At 45.1% G+C, this 14657-nt stretch carries 10 protein-coding genes; 2 read left to right on the top strand and 8 right to left on the bottom strand.

Going from position 1 to position 14657, the window contains the following annotated elements; all coding sequences use genetic code 11:
- Positions 1–96 precede the first annotated feature (96 nt).
- On the bottom strand, positions 97–2184 hold the full coding sequence (gene fusA / locus FTW16_RS08365) for an elongation factor G (RefSeq protein ID WP_019819832.1): 2088 nt from the start codon (positions 2182–2184) through the stop codon (positions 97–99).
- Between the two features lie 234 nt (positions 2185–2418).
- Positions 2419–3798, bottom strand: coding sequence for a DNA repair protein RadA (radA, locus tag FTW16_RS08360; RefSeq protein ID WP_017063288.1), 1380 nt, complete (start codon positions 3796–3798; stop codon positions 2419–2421).
- A gap of 161 nt (positions 3799–3959) precedes the next feature.
- Here radA and FTW16_RS08355 point away from each other — a divergent pair, with 161 nt between their 5' ends.
- A complete protein-coding gene (locus FTW16_RS08355) occupies positions 3960–6305 on the top strand; it encodes a PilZ domain-containing protein (RefSeq protein WP_146490669.1) in 2346 nt (781 codons plus the stop codon).
- A gap of 113 nt (positions 6306–6418) precedes the next feature.
- Here the strand turns inward: FTW16_RS08355 and serB are convergent, their stop codons facing one another.
- Complete coding sequence (gene serB / locus FTW16_RS08350) at positions 6419–7399, bottom strand: phosphoserine phosphatase (protein WP_146490668.1); 981 nt, start codon at positions 7397–7399, stop codon at positions 6419–6421.
- A 109-nt stretch (positions 7400–7508) separates the two neighbouring features.
- Here serB and FTW16_RS08345 point away from each other — a divergent pair, with 109 nt between their 5' ends.
- Complete coding sequence (locus FTW16_RS08345; RefSeq protein ID WP_081090108.1) at positions 7509–8120, top strand: YtjB family periplasmic protein; 612 nt, start codon at positions 7509–7511, stop codon at positions 8118–8120.
- A gap of 190 nt (positions 8121–8310) precedes the next feature.
- Here the strand turns inward: FTW16_RS08345 and deoD are convergent, their stop codons facing one another.
- From deoD to FTW16_RS08320, 5 genes are all read right to left on the bottom strand, one after another.
- Positions 8311–9030, bottom strand: coding sequence for a purine-nucleoside phosphorylase (gene deoD / locus FTW16_RS08340; RefSeq protein ID WP_017066980.1), 720 nt, complete (start codon positions 9028–9030; stop codon positions 8311–8313).
- 65 nt (positions 9031–9095) lie between these two features.
- On the bottom strand, positions 9096–10316 hold the full coding sequence (locus FTW16_RS08335) for a phosphopentomutase (RefSeq protein WP_146490667.1): 1221 nt from the start codon (positions 10314–10316) through the stop codon (positions 9096–9098).
- 76 nt (positions 10317–10392) lie between these two features.
- Positions 10393–11721, bottom strand: a complete 1329-nt coding sequence (gene deoA, locus FTW16_RS08330) for a thymidine phosphorylase (RefSeq protein WP_050619997.1) — start codon at positions 11719–11721, stop codon at positions 10393–10395.
- A gap of 254 nt (positions 11722–11975) precedes the next feature.
- The gene (deoC, locus tag FTW16_RS08325; RefSeq protein ID WP_048605645.1) at positions 11976–12752 is read right to left on the bottom strand and encodes a deoxyribose-phosphate aldolase; all 777 of its coding nucleotides are present in this window, start codon (positions 12750–12752) and stop codon (positions 11976–11978) included.
- 521 nt (positions 12753–13273) lie between these two features.
- Positions 13274–14536, bottom strand: a complete 1263-nt coding sequence (locus FTW16_RS08320; protein WP_060982613.1) for a NupC/NupG family nucleoside CNT transporter — start codon at positions 14534–14536, stop codon at positions 13274–13276.
- Between the last annotated feature and the right edge of the window lie 121 nt (positions 14537–14657).

The raw sequence follows: 14657 nt of genomic DNA, 5'->3' as shown, positions 1-14657 counted from the left end.
GCATCTCACGCATCTCACGCAGTATATTACAAGCAATAAAAAGCCCCGCAAGCTTTCACTTGCGGGGCTTTTTTAGCTAATTGAGAAAAAGGCTAATTACTTACCAGCTTCTTTTTCTGCTTTAACTTTTGCAATCACTTCGTCAGCAACGTTAGTTGGACATGGTGCGTATTGTGCGAATTCCATAGAGAATTGGCCACGACCAGAAGTGATAGTACGTAGGTGACCGATGTAGCCGAACATCTCAGAAAGAGGTACGTCAGCTTTAATACGAACACCAGTAACGCCAGCTTGTTGATCTTTGATCATGCCACGACGACGGTTAAGGTCACCGATAACATCACCAACGTGATCGTCTGGAGTGAACACGTCAACGTTCATGATAGGCTCAAGAAGTTGCGCGCCAGCTTTAGGCATAGATTGACGGAATGCACCTTTCGCTGCGATTTCAAATGCGATAGCAGATGAATCGACTGCGTGGAAGCCACCATCGAACAGTTCAACTTCAACGTCTAGAGTTGGGAAGCCAGCTAGTACGCCGTTTTCCATCATAGATGCGAAGCCTTTCTCAACTGCAGGCCAGAATTCTTTAGGAACGTTACCGCCCACAACTACAGAGTTGAACTTGAAGCCAGAACCTGCTTCGCCTGGTTTGATACGGTAATCGATCTTACCGAATTGACCAGAACCACCAGATTGCTTCTTGTGCGTGTAGCTATCTTCAATTGCTTGAGTGATAGTTTCACGGTAAGCAACTTGAGGAGCACCTACAGTTAGGTCAACGCCGTATGTACGCTTAAGGATATCTACCTTGATGTCTAGGTGAAGCTCACCCATACCTTTCAGGATAGTTTCGCCAGTCTCTTCGTCAGTCTCAACTTGGAAAGATGGATCTTCTGCAACCATTTTACCGATCGCGATACCCATTTTCTCAGAACCGCCTTTATCTTTTGGAGATACAGCGATTGAGATTACTGGAGTTGGGAATACCATTGGCTCAAGCGTTACTTGGTGCTTAGGATCACATAGAGTGTGACCAGTTTGCACGTTCTTCATACCAACGATCGCAATGATGTCACCAGCTTGTGCGCTAGTTAGTTCGTTACGGTCATCAGCTTGCATCTCAACCATACGGCCAACACGTTCTGTCTTGCCAGTGAATGAGTTAAGAATCGTGTCACCTTTGTTCAGTTTACCAGAGTAAATACGAACGAAAGTTAGAGCACCGAAGCGGTCATCCATGATTTTGAATGCAAGCGCTTTGAAAGTTTCATCTGTAGAAACGATAGCGTGTTCGCCAGTTTCTTCGCCGTTCTCATCCATTAGAGGTTGAGGATCAACTTCAGTTGGTGCTGGTAGGTAATCTACTACAGCATCAAGGATAAGTTGCATACCTTTGTTCTTGAACGCAGAACCACAGAACGTAGGGAAGAATGCGATATCACGAGTACCTTTACGGATACAACGCTTGATGTCTTCGATAGAAGGCTCTTCACCTTCCATGTAAGCTTCCATTAGGTCATCGTCTTGCTCTACAGCAGTTTCGATTAGCTCTTCACGGTATTGCTCAACGTCATCAACCATGTCCGCAGGAACATCTGTGATTTCGTAGTTTTCAGGAAGACCAGTGTCATCCCAAACGTATGCTTTACGGCTTAGTAGGTCTACAACACCAACGAATTCGTCTTCACGACCAATTGGTAGAACCATAACTAGAGGAGTAGCACCTAGAACGTTTTTAACTTGGTCAACAACGTTGTAGAAATCTGCACCCATACGGTCTAGTTTGTTAACGAAGATCAGACGAGATACTTCTGATTCGTTAGCGTAGCGCCAGTTGGTTTCTGATTGAGGTTCAACACCACCAGAACCACAGAATACACCGATACCGCCATCAAGAACTTTAAGAGAACGGTATACTTCAACTGTGAAGTCAACGTGTCCAGGAGTATCGATAACGTTTAGACGGTGATCGTTCCAAAAACAGCTTACAGCTGCTGATTGGATAGTAATACCGCGCTCAGCTTCCTGTTCCATGAAGTCAGTCGTTGATTCGCCATCATGTACTTCACCAGTCTTGTGGATTTGACCAGTTAGCTTAAGGATACGCTCAGTGGTAGTTGTTTTACCCGCATCAACGTGCGCGAAAATACCAATGTTTCTGTATTTCGATAAATCTGCCATTGTCTTACTCTGTTAATAGGATATAAAATGCGCGCAGAGTATATCACAATCTGTGAAGACTGATAGCTTTGCATGCATTTGGGACTAAAAAACTTTGCCTTTTTCTAACATATAGAAAAAGGCAATCTATAGAAACAATCTAAGTGACTGTTAAGTTTAGTGCTAACCTAAAGCGTACATAGCGCTCAAGTTAGACTGAATTTCTGCTGTATAGAGTAGCTGAAGTGAGCTCAATTACAACTCATCAAAAGCATTAATTGCTTCCGATAATTTTTTCACACCGTGGATCTGCATTCCAGGAATGCCTCCTTTAGGCATGTTTGCTGCCGGTACGATCGCTTTCTTAAAGCCGTGTTTAAATGCCTCATTAAGGCGCTCTTGCCCACTCGGTACCGGTCGAATCTCACCCGCTAGGCCCACTTCGCCAAAAACCACTACATCTTTTGGTAATGCACGGTCTCTGAAACTTGAAAGTAGAGCCATCACCAACGCAAGATCAGCACTGGTTTCGGTTACTTTAACACCACCGACGACATTCACAAACACATCTTGATCAGCCATTTGTAAGCCGCCGTGTTTATGCAGCACCGCTAATAACAACGAAAGCCTGTTTTGTTCTAGGCCGACAGCGACACGACGCGGGTTAGCCAGCTGGGAATAGTCCACAAGTGCTTGGATTTCAACAAGCAGTGGACGAGTACCTTCCCACACAACCATAACCGAACTGCCCGAGGTTTCTTCTTCACCACGAGACAAGAAAATCGCTGATGGGTTGCTGACTTCTTTTAGTCCTTGGCCTGTCATAGCAAACACACCGAGTTCATTGACCGCACCAAAACGGTTTTTGTGGCTGCGCAATGTTCTAAAGCGGCTATCGGTTCCGCCATCCAATAGAACTGAGCAGTCAATTATGTGCTCAAGCACTTTTGGCCCGGCTAAGGTGCCGTCTTTAGTTACGTGTCCCACTAAGAACACAGCAACATTATTTTGTTTTGCGTAGCGCGTTAGTGCAGTTGCCGATTCACGAACCTGAGCGACACTGCCCGGTGAAGATTGAACATCCGCGACATGCATAACTTGGATTGAATCGATAACCATGATCTTTGGCTGTTCTTTTTCCGCAACCTGACAGATTTTATCAACGTTGGTTTCAGAGAGCATTTTTAAGTGCTCCTTTGGCAATCCAAGTCGAGAAGCGCGCATCGCAACCTGCTGCAACGATTCTTCACCTGTGACATAGAGTGTCGGCAATTGAGAAGAAAGCTGACACATGGTTTGCAACAACAAGGTTGATTTACCAGCCCCTGGGTTACCACCAATCAGGATTGCAGCGCCTGGTACAACACCGCCACCGAGTACGCGGTCGAGTTCTTTGAAGCCACTGCTAAAGCGTGGCACTTCTTGTAAGTCGATTTCCGACAACGTTTGAACTGATGACTCGGTTGCACCACCAGCATAACCACTCAATCGTTCATTACGCGCTACCTGAGGTGAAGCGGCTAACCTAACTTCTGTAATCGTGTTCCAAGCACCACATGCGTTGCACTGCCCCTGCCAGCGTGGAAAGTCAGCACCACAGTCATTACACACATAAGCTCGCTTTGCCTTAGCCATAAAACCTCAATAATTTACTCAGTTACACAATGATGTTGTCAATTTGTGACTTATTTGACCGTACGGGTGAAAATAAACGTTGCAGTCATACCACTTATACTTAAAGATCGATTTAAACTAGTCGATAACATAAATGCACCGTCCATTCTAACAAGAAAAGTATGCAGCAATCTGAAATTCTATCTGTAGCAGAGCGTCTTATCCCGGCCTACCACGCCGAAGATTTCGAATTCCTTCTTTCTCAAATGACAGAAGGCGAATCTCCGTCTCTAAAACTGCTGGTTAAAATGGAACTGAATCGTATCATGGCTCCGTGTACAAAGAGCATTGATTTACGTGGGCGCATTGATAATGAATGTCGTCAGTTCACGTTAGACGGCCGTAAGCACTGGCTCGATGATATCGCCTTAAACGCGTATCAACGTGGCACTAAAAAGTTTAAAGGTTACACAGAAGGCGCATGGGAGTTAGTAATGACTCCGCGAACTCAGCCAATGAGCGTAGTTAAAACATCTTCTCAAGGTAACCACGACATTACTAGCGCCAACAGTCCGTATGAAGCGGAAGCGATTAACCTAGGTTACGACTTAAAGCGCCAAGAGAACAGACTCAAGATTAGCTCGCAGGTTGAGATCACCACATCGAAAGGGCAAAGCCTACATGGTGTAACGGTTGATATCTCTCCGTCAGGTGCAAAGTTCAAGGTGCCGAGCACCTTTAGATATAACCTCGGCGAGATCATCAGCGTTAAGTTCACAGAGCTTATCGAAAAGTCCCAAGAAAATGATGTTAACCAAGCGGTTGAATTTCGTGTTTTGGGTATCGACGAATCCTATGAGAACAACGCGGTCAAATTTCTAAGAACCATCAAGGTAAGCGACAACAATGTTGTGGCTCGCTTACTCGATGAGTCTTTAAATAGCACCAGTAAAAAAACCAGCCATGAGAACCAAGATAGGATCATTCGAACTCGTACGCGAGGAATCGAACACACCTATCTAAAGCATACTTGTAACCTTCCGCTGTTCTTCAGCGGCAGTGAATTAAAGCTTGCCCTACTGACAGATAACAACCATCCGTTATGGCAATACTGGCACGACGAGCGAAATCAACAAGCGCTAGGCACCCTGTTCAACGAGCAACGTATGAACCTGCTGGCTAAGCCAGGAGTGAAGGGAACCAGTAACGTTATCTACTCTTTTACCCATGAACACCAAAACAAGACCTTATTCTATTCAATGATGCTACCTGAAGCCTCTCGTGAACAAAGACAACTGTTCTGGCACATCGGTGGTAAACGTAAAAGTTGGAAAGCGTTCAAGTTCTCGGTTTTCGAACTTTCAGACACCGAGCGACAAGCATTAGCTAGGCACTCGGATACGCTGGCCCAAAGCTCAGCTCAACTGACGCATTGCGGAATCTTGCAAGAGATCGGCGATCACGAAAGTGCAGCTGACTATCTTCTGAGTGAAAAGCCACGTATTCCAAGCAGTGAATTAAACCGCTTCCGTCACCCACGTACTGTCGTCGGCAATATTCAAAGCATCTACTTTGACTCTCAGACCCGTCGTAAAGAGCCGAGATACCAATTTAAGTCACCGCTGCAGCTTACATCACAAGATGGCGCAGCGGCGAACGGACACACCTTAGATATCTCTAAGCGTGGACTGAGCATTAACCTTGAACACCCAATGGTCCTCAAGATTAATGATCCTGTATTGGTGAACTTTAATGAACTGCAGCTTTATGACAAGAACCTGCCACTGAGCACCGTGCCTTACCAGGTGATTCGAGTGAGCCCGAATGGCCGCAACGTGCAACTGGTTATTGCCGAGAACGCCAAGACGATGCGTACCATCGCTTTCCTTAATGGACTTATCGATCAGAATCAAAGCAAGCTGATTAAGAAGCAAGAGATACTGCCAACACATTCGCTGCTCGAATCTCTGCACAACATTTTGTTAAGCAAGATGGTCAGCAACCCAATATTCATTGATAAACCAGGTTCAACGCTGCGCTGTAAGATCATTGGTGTGAATTTTCCATTAAATAAGCATCTAACGTTACTTGCTAAGCTTGGCCATAATCAAAAGTTCTCACTCGAGCCGATTTTCAAAGGGCACTCTAATTCACTGTTAGCTGAGCCACTGAAAAGAATTGAAGGTGCAGAGCCGAAACACCATGACGTATACATTGCCGCGGTAAAGTTTGGCGACAAGATCCAATCGGTACACACCAAGTTGGTCAAAGACTTCGCCTCAGCAAAGGAACGCATCTTATTCATTAAGAAAGCGCAGCATTTAGGTGACGTGTATGTATTACGAGTCACGACTGCACCTATCTTTAATCCGTTGACGAGTTTATTCCAGTCGGATTTAGAAGAGCTTTCACGCATCAGCATGCATCAAGCTAAGAAGCTAGAGAATGAAGTTACTGCATTTATCGGTTATGGCGAGATAGAAGATATTACTGATGAAGTGTTAATTCGATTGGAGCTGACTCGTTAGGTCAGCATCAATTTACTGGGTTTGAAAATAGAAAAAGCAGGCTCATCACCTGCTTTTTTTCTGAGTCACTATTGCCAATAAGATACATAGCCAATAGCACTTAGATAGGCCCCCTAAGGTTTCGCTTGCCAACTGATCTTCTGCTGCTTAGCCAATACACCCGACAAGATGCACAGTACCCCGCCTAAACCTGCATAACGCACAGCGGTTTGAGCTTGTTGCTCTACTTTCGGTTTCGCGTGATAGGCAATACCTAAACCTGCAGAACCCATCATAACCAAGTCATTAGCACCATCACCAACGGCAACGGTATTGTGCAGTTCCAATTCGTATTCTTCAGCTAACTCTACCAAGATATCCGCTTTGGTCTGCGCCGAAACAACATCTCCTAAGACTTCACCCGTCAACTTACCATTGACAATCTCAAGCGTGTTTGACTGAGCATGGTCAAGATCAAGGATATCTTTCAGGTAATCAGAGAAGTAAGTAAAACCGCCTGATGCAATCGCTGTTTTCCAGCCAAGCTTATTCAAAGTATTCACCAGCCCGACCAAATCTGGCATGAATGGCAATGACTGACGCACTTGCTCTAATATCGACTCATCCGCACCTTTGAGTGCTCCTACTCGTTGGCGTAGGCTCTGTTCAAAATCGAGCTCGCCTTGCATTGCTCGTTCTGTGATTTCAGAGACTAACTCTCCCACTCCAGCCAGCTTGGCAATCTCATCGATGCATTCAATTTGAATCGCTGTAGAATCCATATCCATTACGATCAAACCTGGCTTAGATAAGTCTGGGACCTCGCTAAGGCAAGCATAATCAAGCTTTAACGCTTGGAGGATTTCTTCGTGTGCTGGTGTTAGATTGCCTGACATCAGAGCCACTTCATAATGCCCTACCTTCCACGTATCGAGGATGGTGTTGTAAGTGCTAGTGAAGAAGTCGATGTCATCGAATGATTGTGGAGATAGATACTCACCGAACACAATCCAATTGGCTTTGGATTTAGCGAGTTGAGAAGCGAAACGAGTCTCAGGGAGTCGAGTTAATAATGTGGTATGCCTTTTTATCGGCAGATATTTCTGAGCGTCCATGTGTATGATTCCTAATTAACTATGCTAAACGTTAACCTATTGCAATTTGAAAACGCAAGTCTCAATATGTCTTAATCATAACATTTGTTTATTTCAGGCTTCGTGAAACATGAATGAATCATTGTTCTCAATACGTAACGCTTTACGAATGCTAGCCCTCATTTTGCTGGCTACCATGTTCGTTGTAACGATTAAAAATACGGTCGTGATCAGTAAAGGTAACGAGAAGATCCAAGCGAAACAGTTGGAAACTCTTACCAAGCTGCTTATCTCTCAGGCATCACTTTCAGCCAGCAAGATGATCACGCAACAAGACCAAGAGCGATTGCTTGATCTTACTAATCAGCTATCTCAAGACCGACTGGTGTTTGATACCACCATCTATGATGCAGAGGGTATTCGACTGGCTTCGAGCGAAAAAGCTCTCTCCGTACGCGAGGTTCTTGGCTTAGATACGCCACTTTCAACAGCAAGTATCGGTAGACAACAATTAGTTGAACCTATTTATTCACCAGAGAAGACGATCATCGGCTTTATTCGAGTGACCTTCGAAACGGGTAAGATGACTGCAATTTCTGATCACCATTATCGCAAAAGTGATCGCTACATGATCGGTATGGTGCTGATGGGTTTTGTAAGTGGTGTGCTGTTTGTCATGCTCATTCGTAGAAGGAAGACTAAAACTGGTGAGAATTTGCTGCTCAAAAATGCTAGCTCATAGACATCTCGATTCAGCAGAAAAAGGACTCCGTATAGCAAGCTGCTAGCAATGTGAGAAATTCGACGGAGTTCTCGGTTGAGTTAACAACAGCCAATGACGTTAGTGCTAAATACAATAAAAAGCCCCGAAGCTCAGGCAGCAACGGGGCTTTTTGTTATCTGTTAACTTACCAAGCTAAGACAAATAAATATTATTCTTGGTCACCAAGCAACACTGAGTCTAATGCGATAACCATCATGTCGTTGAAAGTCGTTTGACGTTCATCTGATGTGGTTTGCTCACCGGTCTTGATGTGATCAGAAACAGTACAAATCGTTAGAGCTTTGGCGCCATATTCAGCACATACACCATAGATGCCTGCAGCTTCCATCTCTACGCCAACAATGCCGTATTTGTCCATTACTTCGAACATCTCTGGATCTGGCGTGTAGAACAACTCAGCCGAGAACAGGTTACCGACTTTTACGCCAACACCGCGAGCTTTGGCTGCATCTTCTGCCGCGCGCACCATCTTGTAATCCGCAATAGCTGCAAAGTCATGACCTTTAAAGCGAATACGGTTCACTTTAGAGTCAGTACATGCGCCCATGCCGATCACCACATCACGCACTTTGATATCTTCGCTCACTGCACCACAACTACCGACACGAATGATCTTCTTCACACCAAAGTCTTTGATCAGCTCAGTCGCGTAAATAGAACAAGATGGGATACCCATACCATGTCCCATTACGGAAACCTTACGACCTTTGTAAGTACCGGTGTAACCAAACATGTTGCGAACGTCGCACACTTGAACCACTTCTTCTAGGAAGGTTTCAGCGATGTATTTAGCACGTAGCGGGTCGCCTGGCATTAAAACTACGTCAGCGAAATCACCCATTTCAGCATTAATATGTGGAGTAGCCATTGAAAATATCCTTAATCTCAAAACAAAAAAAGAAGAGAGAGGTTTCCCTCTCTCTTCGTTAACTATTATAGAAAGCTTGTACCGTGTCCCATTGGCGATGTGCCAAAGTATGACGCTAAGCTTTGACCGATATCAGCGAAAGTATCACGACGGCCTAAAGAACCGGCTGGAACCTTTTGACCGTAAACAATCACAGGGATGTGTTCACGAGTATGGTCAGTACCTGGCCATGTCGGATCACAGCCGTGGTCAGCCGTTAAGATAAGTACATCGTCTTCTTTCATCATCTCGATGATTTCATTGATACGACCATCGAAGTACTCAAGTGCCGCTGCGTAACCCGCAACATCACGGCGGTGGCCGTAAGCTGAGTCGAAATCAACGAAGTTAGTGAACACGATAGTGTTGTCGCCCGCTTCATTGATCGCTTCTTTGGTTGCTTCAAATAACGCAGGGATACCTGTTGCTTTGGTTTTCTGAGTGATACCACAACCCGCGTAGATATCAGAGATCTTACCAATTGAGTGAACGTTACCGCCCTTCTCATCAACCAACTTCTGAAGAATGGTGGCTGCAGGTGGCTCAACAGAAAGGTCACGACGGTTACCAGTGCGCTCAAATTGACCTTTACCTGGGCCAATGAACGGACGAGCGATAACACGACCAATGTTGTAGTCTTCGAGCTCTTCACGAGCAATCTGACAAAGGTCTAATAGGTTTTGTAGGCCGAATGTCTCTTCATGACAAGCAATCTGGAAAACAGAGTCTGCAGAAGTGTAGAAGATAGGCAAGCCAGTCTTCATGTGCTCTTCACCTAGGTTATCTAGGATTTCCGTGCCAGATGAGTGGCAGTTACCTAAGAAACCAGACAGGCCTGCACGCTCAAGGATGCGGTCAGTCAGTTCTTTTGGAAAGCTGTTCTCTTTGTCAGTGAAATAGCCCCAGTCAAACAGTACAGGAACACCTGCGATTTCCCAGTGACCTGATGGCGTGTCTTTACCAGAAGACAACTCAGCAGCGTGACCGTAAGCGCCAATGATCTCAGCGTCTACATCCATACCAGGAGCAAAACGACCTGTAGACTCTTTGTGAGCCATCGCTAGACCTAGCTTAGACAGGTTTGGCAGCGTCAGTGAACCTTTACGATCTGCATTGTCTGCAAGACCTTGGTCACAATGATCTGCGATGTGGCCCATAGTGTCAGAACCTACATCACCAAATTTGTCCGCATCCGCTGTTTCACCGATACCGAATGAATCTAAAACTAAAATAAATGCTCTTTTCATTTTCTTCACCAACTTATTGCTCTTTACACCAGAACTCTGTTTATCGGTATACGCTAGGCATACCGATATCTGTTATTTACACGTCTTCAGAACGAATCTGACGGTAAACGTCTGGCGTTGCTGTATATTCTCCGCCCACAGTGATTGCATTTTGTAATGCTGTTGCAGCTTCTTGCCACTGTTGTTCGTTGCGAGCATGAATCATTGCTAATGGCTTATCTTCACTTGCTACTTCACCTAAGCGAATGAAGTGATCAAAACCGACTGCGTAATCAATGCTGTCAGTTGCTACGCGACGACCGCCGCCCATACCAACCACAGCCATACCAATTGCACGAGTATCCATTGCTGATACCACACCGCTTTCTAGCGCGTACACTGGTTTAATAATGTCTGCTTTTTCTAGGTAGTTATCGTAGTTCGTTACGAAATCTGCTGGACCACCAAGGCCCGCTACCATTTTACCGAAACACTCTGCTGCTTTACCGTTATCCAGCACTGCCATCAGTTTTTCACGCGCTTCATCTGAATCTTTAGCTAGGTTACCCAGCACCAACATTTCAGCACACGATGCTAGAGTGATCTCTAACAAGCGTGGGTTACGATATTCACCCGTTAGGAACTGAACCGCTTCACGAACTTCCACTGCGTTACCCGCTGAAGAAGCCAATACTTGGTTCATGTCCGTTAGGATTGCCGTTGTTTTAGTACCCGCACCGTTTGCTACTGCAACGATAGATTTCGCTAGCTCTTCTGACGCTTCGTAAGTTGGCATGAATGCGCCTGAACCTACTTTTACATCCATCACTAGAGAATCAAGACCAGCTGCCAGTTTCTTAGATAGGATTGAAGCCGTGATTAGCGAGATGTTATCGACTGTTGCTGTGATATCACGAGTCGCGTAAACACGCTTGTCAGCAGGGGCTAGATCGCCTGTTTGACCGATGATCGCTACGCCAGCATCTTTAGTTACTTCACCGAACACTTCGTTAGTTGGTGTAATGTTGTAACCTGGGATAGATTCTAGCTTGTCTAGCGTGCCGCCAGTATGGCCTAAACCACGACCAGAGATCATTGGAACGAAACCACCACATGCTGCCACCATAGGGCCAAGCATCAGGGAAGTTACGTCACCAACACCACCAGTAGAGTGTTTATCAACGATTGGGCCATCAAAGTTCATGTGGCTCCAGTCAATCACCATGCCTGAATCACGCATTGCACACGTTAGTGCGATACGTTCTGGCATGGTCATTTCGTTAAAGAAGATAGCCATTGCGAATGCTGCAATTTGGCCTTCAGAAACCGTGTTCTTAGCGACACCTTGAATGAAGAAGTTGATTTCTTCAGCTGTTAGGACTTCGCCATCACGTTTTCTGCGAATAATTTCTTGAGGTAGATACATTAGTGCCTCCCAAACTCTAGTGAGTATGGTTTGTAGGGAAAGAGGTTATGTGGAGTGGCTTGACGCCACTCCATCAAACAGACTTGTTATTATCAATACTCTAAATATTGGGCGCTGCAGCTAGGCGACTATTCTTTTGAAAGAAAATCGAAGTTCATTCCTATGAGCATAGAGGCTCTATGTGATTAGGACGGCCGGCGAACCGGTGAACTTACGCAGTCAACAACGCTGCGGCGTCAAATATGACGAGTAAATTAGTATGCTGCTGGATCAGCAGTTTGGTCTGTCACTTCTAATGTATTAAGAAGGTTAGTTAGTAGGCTTGAAGCACCAAAACGGTAGTGCATGTTGTCTGCCCACTCAGCGCCTAGTAGCTCATCAGCCATTGCTAGGTATAGTGCTGCATCTTCAGCAGTACGCACACCACCAGCTGGTTTGAAACCAACTGTTTTAGCAACGCCCATGTCACGAATAACTTCTAGCATCATGCGTGCGAACTCAGGAGTCGCGTTTACTGGCACTTTACCTGTTGAAGTTTTGATGAAGTCTGCACCTGCTTCGATACAAATTTGAGAAGCTTTCTTGATCAGTGCTTCTTCTTTAAGTTCACCAGTTTCGATGATCACTTTAAGCGTGATGTCACCACAAGCTGCTTTACACTGTTTAACTAGCTCAAAACCAACTTCTTCGTTGCCAGCAATAAGAGCACGGTATGGGAATACTACGTCAACTTCGTCTGCGCCGTACGCTACCGCTGCTTTCGTTTCAGCAACAGCAATTTCGATGTCGTCATTACCATGAGGGAAGTTAGTTACAGTCGCAATGCGTACTTCTGGAGTACCTTGCTCACGCAACGCTTTCTTAGCGGCTGGGATAAAGCGAGGGTAAATACAGATTGCAGCAGTGTTGCCAACTGCAGTCTTCGCATCATGACAAAGCGCCACTACTTTTTCAGTAGTATCGTCGTCATTTAGCGTAGTTAGGTCCATAAGTTTAAGTGCACGTAGAGCTGCTGCTTTTAAATCGCTCATTTCTATCTCCGATCAATATATTCAAATAGTTAACTACTTCGCCACCCATCCAGTATAGATGGATATTTTAGTCATGCTCAGTAGTCACAAATGAACGGACTTGGTTCCCTGAAGACTTGATAACTTTCGCTACCAATTGCAATCCTTGTCACCGCACAGTACCTGTTTGGTCTATGGCACAACAAATCAGTCATGTTGTGTCTAACATCTATAGCGTATCGCTAATCTTGGCTTAATCCCAGAAGAATAACGTTCGAGTTGATTTCGAGGTTACTTTCTTGCCAACAGAGACATCCTATCCCTTTAGCTTATACATTATAGGTATCCATCAATAAATTGTAGTGCTCCTTAGAACGCAAACGGTTTGTATCTCAAAAAAACATTCTAGACCCATCATTGAATCCCAGCATCAGCTCATGCTCATACTAAAAATCACTAGGCCTAAAAACAAAAAAGCCCCGCAGCAATTTCTTGCTACGGGGCGATATTATTATGGCGTCTATATATCTAAATCTACTTGATTAGAAAGATAGGAAGAAGCCAGCAATTGTTGCTGCCATCAAGTTAGATAGAGTACCAGCAATAACCGCTTTAACACCCATACGAGCGATGTCGTGACGACGAGCTGGCGCAATACCACCTAGACCACCTAGAAGAATCGCAATTGAAGAAAGGTTTGCGAAACCACATAGTGCGAATGCGATGATAGCTTGAGTCTTCTCAGACATCACTTGACCAGTTGCTGCAACAACTTGAGCATTTTCACCAACGTATGGTACGAAGTTTAGGTATGCAACGAATTCGTTAACAACTGTCTTCTGACCAATGAAAGAACCAGCGATAGTTGCTTCTTCCCATGGAACACCAATGATGAATGCTAGCGGTGCGAAGATCCAACCTAGAAGAAGTTCTAGAGTTAGGTTTTCCATACCGAACCAACCACCGATGCCACCTAGGATACCGTTGATTAGAGCAATTAGACCGATGAATGCTAGTAGCATTGCACCAACGTTAAGAGCTAGTTGTAGACCAACTGATGCGCCACCTGCTGCTGCGTCGATAACGTTAGCTGGTTTGTCATCGCCACCGTCCATTTCGTCAGCGATGTTGTCGTCTGGCGTATCTGTTTCAGGCTTGATGATTTTAGCGAATAGTAGACCACCAGGTGCTGCCATGAATGACGCTGCAACTAGGTACTCTAGAGGTACACCCATAGATGCGTAACCTGCTAGTACACCACCAGCTACAGAAGCCAAACCACCACACATTACTGCGAATAGTTCAGAGTTAGTCATTTTAGGAACAAAAGGACGAACAACTAGAGGCGCTTCTGTTTGACCAACGAAAATGTTTGCTGCTGCAGACATAGACTCGGCGCGAGAAGTACCTAGAGCTTTCTGAAGACCACCACCAAGAACTTTGATTACAATTTGCATTACACCAATGTAGTAAAGTACAGAGATAAGTGCAGAGAAGAAAATCAGAGTTGGTAGTACTTGGAAAGCAAAGATGAAACCGATACCGTCAACTGAGAAGTTAACTAGGCTGCCGAATAGGAAACCAGTACCGTCTTTACCGTAGTCGATCACGTTTGCTACACCAGCAGAGAAACCTGCAAGTAGATCACGACCCCAAGGGATGTAAAGTACGAATGCACCAAGTGCGAATTGGATAGCGAAAGCGCCACCCACTGTTCTTAGATTAATAGCTTTGCGGTTGTCAGATAGTAGTACTGCGATTGCGATCAGTGCAACCATTCCGACTAGGCTCATAAACAGGCTCATAGTTTATGACTTCCTTATTAGTTATTTATTGGCGTGTTACAAAATGGGGCTATAAAGCGGAGGCAATTATACTCATGCGACCACTAATAAAGTAATGCCGTCCTCACACTTTCGTACAAGA

Origin of the sequence: Vibrio sp. T20 (assembly GCF_007858795.1) — a bacterium.
GTDB classification, from domain to species: domain Bacteria; phylum Pseudomonadota; class Gammaproteobacteria; order Enterobacterales; family Vibrionaceae; genus Vibrio; species Vibrio satsumensis.
Note: the sequence above shows the minus strand (reverse complement) of the source record. Positions and strands in the feature narration are given on the sequence as shown.

Bases quoted from the DNA above. Each gene is read 5' to 3' on its own strand.
- FTW16_RS08345 (WP_081090108.1), top strand. From the start codon at position 7,509: ATGAATGAATCATTGTTCTCAATACGTAACGCTTTACGAATGCTAGCC.
- serB (WP_146490668.1), bottom strand. From the start codon at position 7,399: ATGGACGCTCAGAAATATCTGCCGATAAAAAGGCATACCACATTATTA.
- radA (WP_017063288.1), bottom strand. From the start codon at position 3,798: ATGGCTAAGGCAAAGCGAGCTTATGTGTGTAATGACTGTGGTGCTGAC.
- deoC (WP_048605645.1), bottom strand. From the start codon at position 12,752: ATGAGCGATTTAAAAGCAGCAGCTCTACGTGCACTTAAACTTATGGAC.
- FTW16_RS08355 (WP_146490669.1), top strand. From the start codon at position 3,960: ATGCAGCAATCTGAAATTCTATCTGTAGCAGAGCGTCTTATCCCGGCC.
- deoA (WP_050619997.1), bottom strand. From the start codon at position 11,721: ATGTATCTACCTCAAGAAATTATTCGCAGAAAACGTGATGGCGAAGTC.
- deoD (WP_017066980.1), bottom strand. From the start codon at position 9,030: ATGGCTACTCCACATATTAATGCTGAAATGGGTGATTTCGCTGACGTA.
- FTW16_RS08335 (WP_146490667.1), bottom strand. From the start codon at position 10,316: ATGAAAAGAGCATTTATTTTAGTTTTAGATTCATTCGGTATCGGTGAA.
- fusA (WP_019819832.1), bottom strand. From the start codon at position 2,184: ATGGCAGATTTATCGAAATACAGAAACATTGGTATTTTCGCGCACGTT.
- FTW16_RS08320 (WP_060982613.1), bottom strand. From the start codon at position 14,536: ATGAGCCTGTTTATGAGCCTAGTCGGAATGGTTGCACTGATCGCAATC.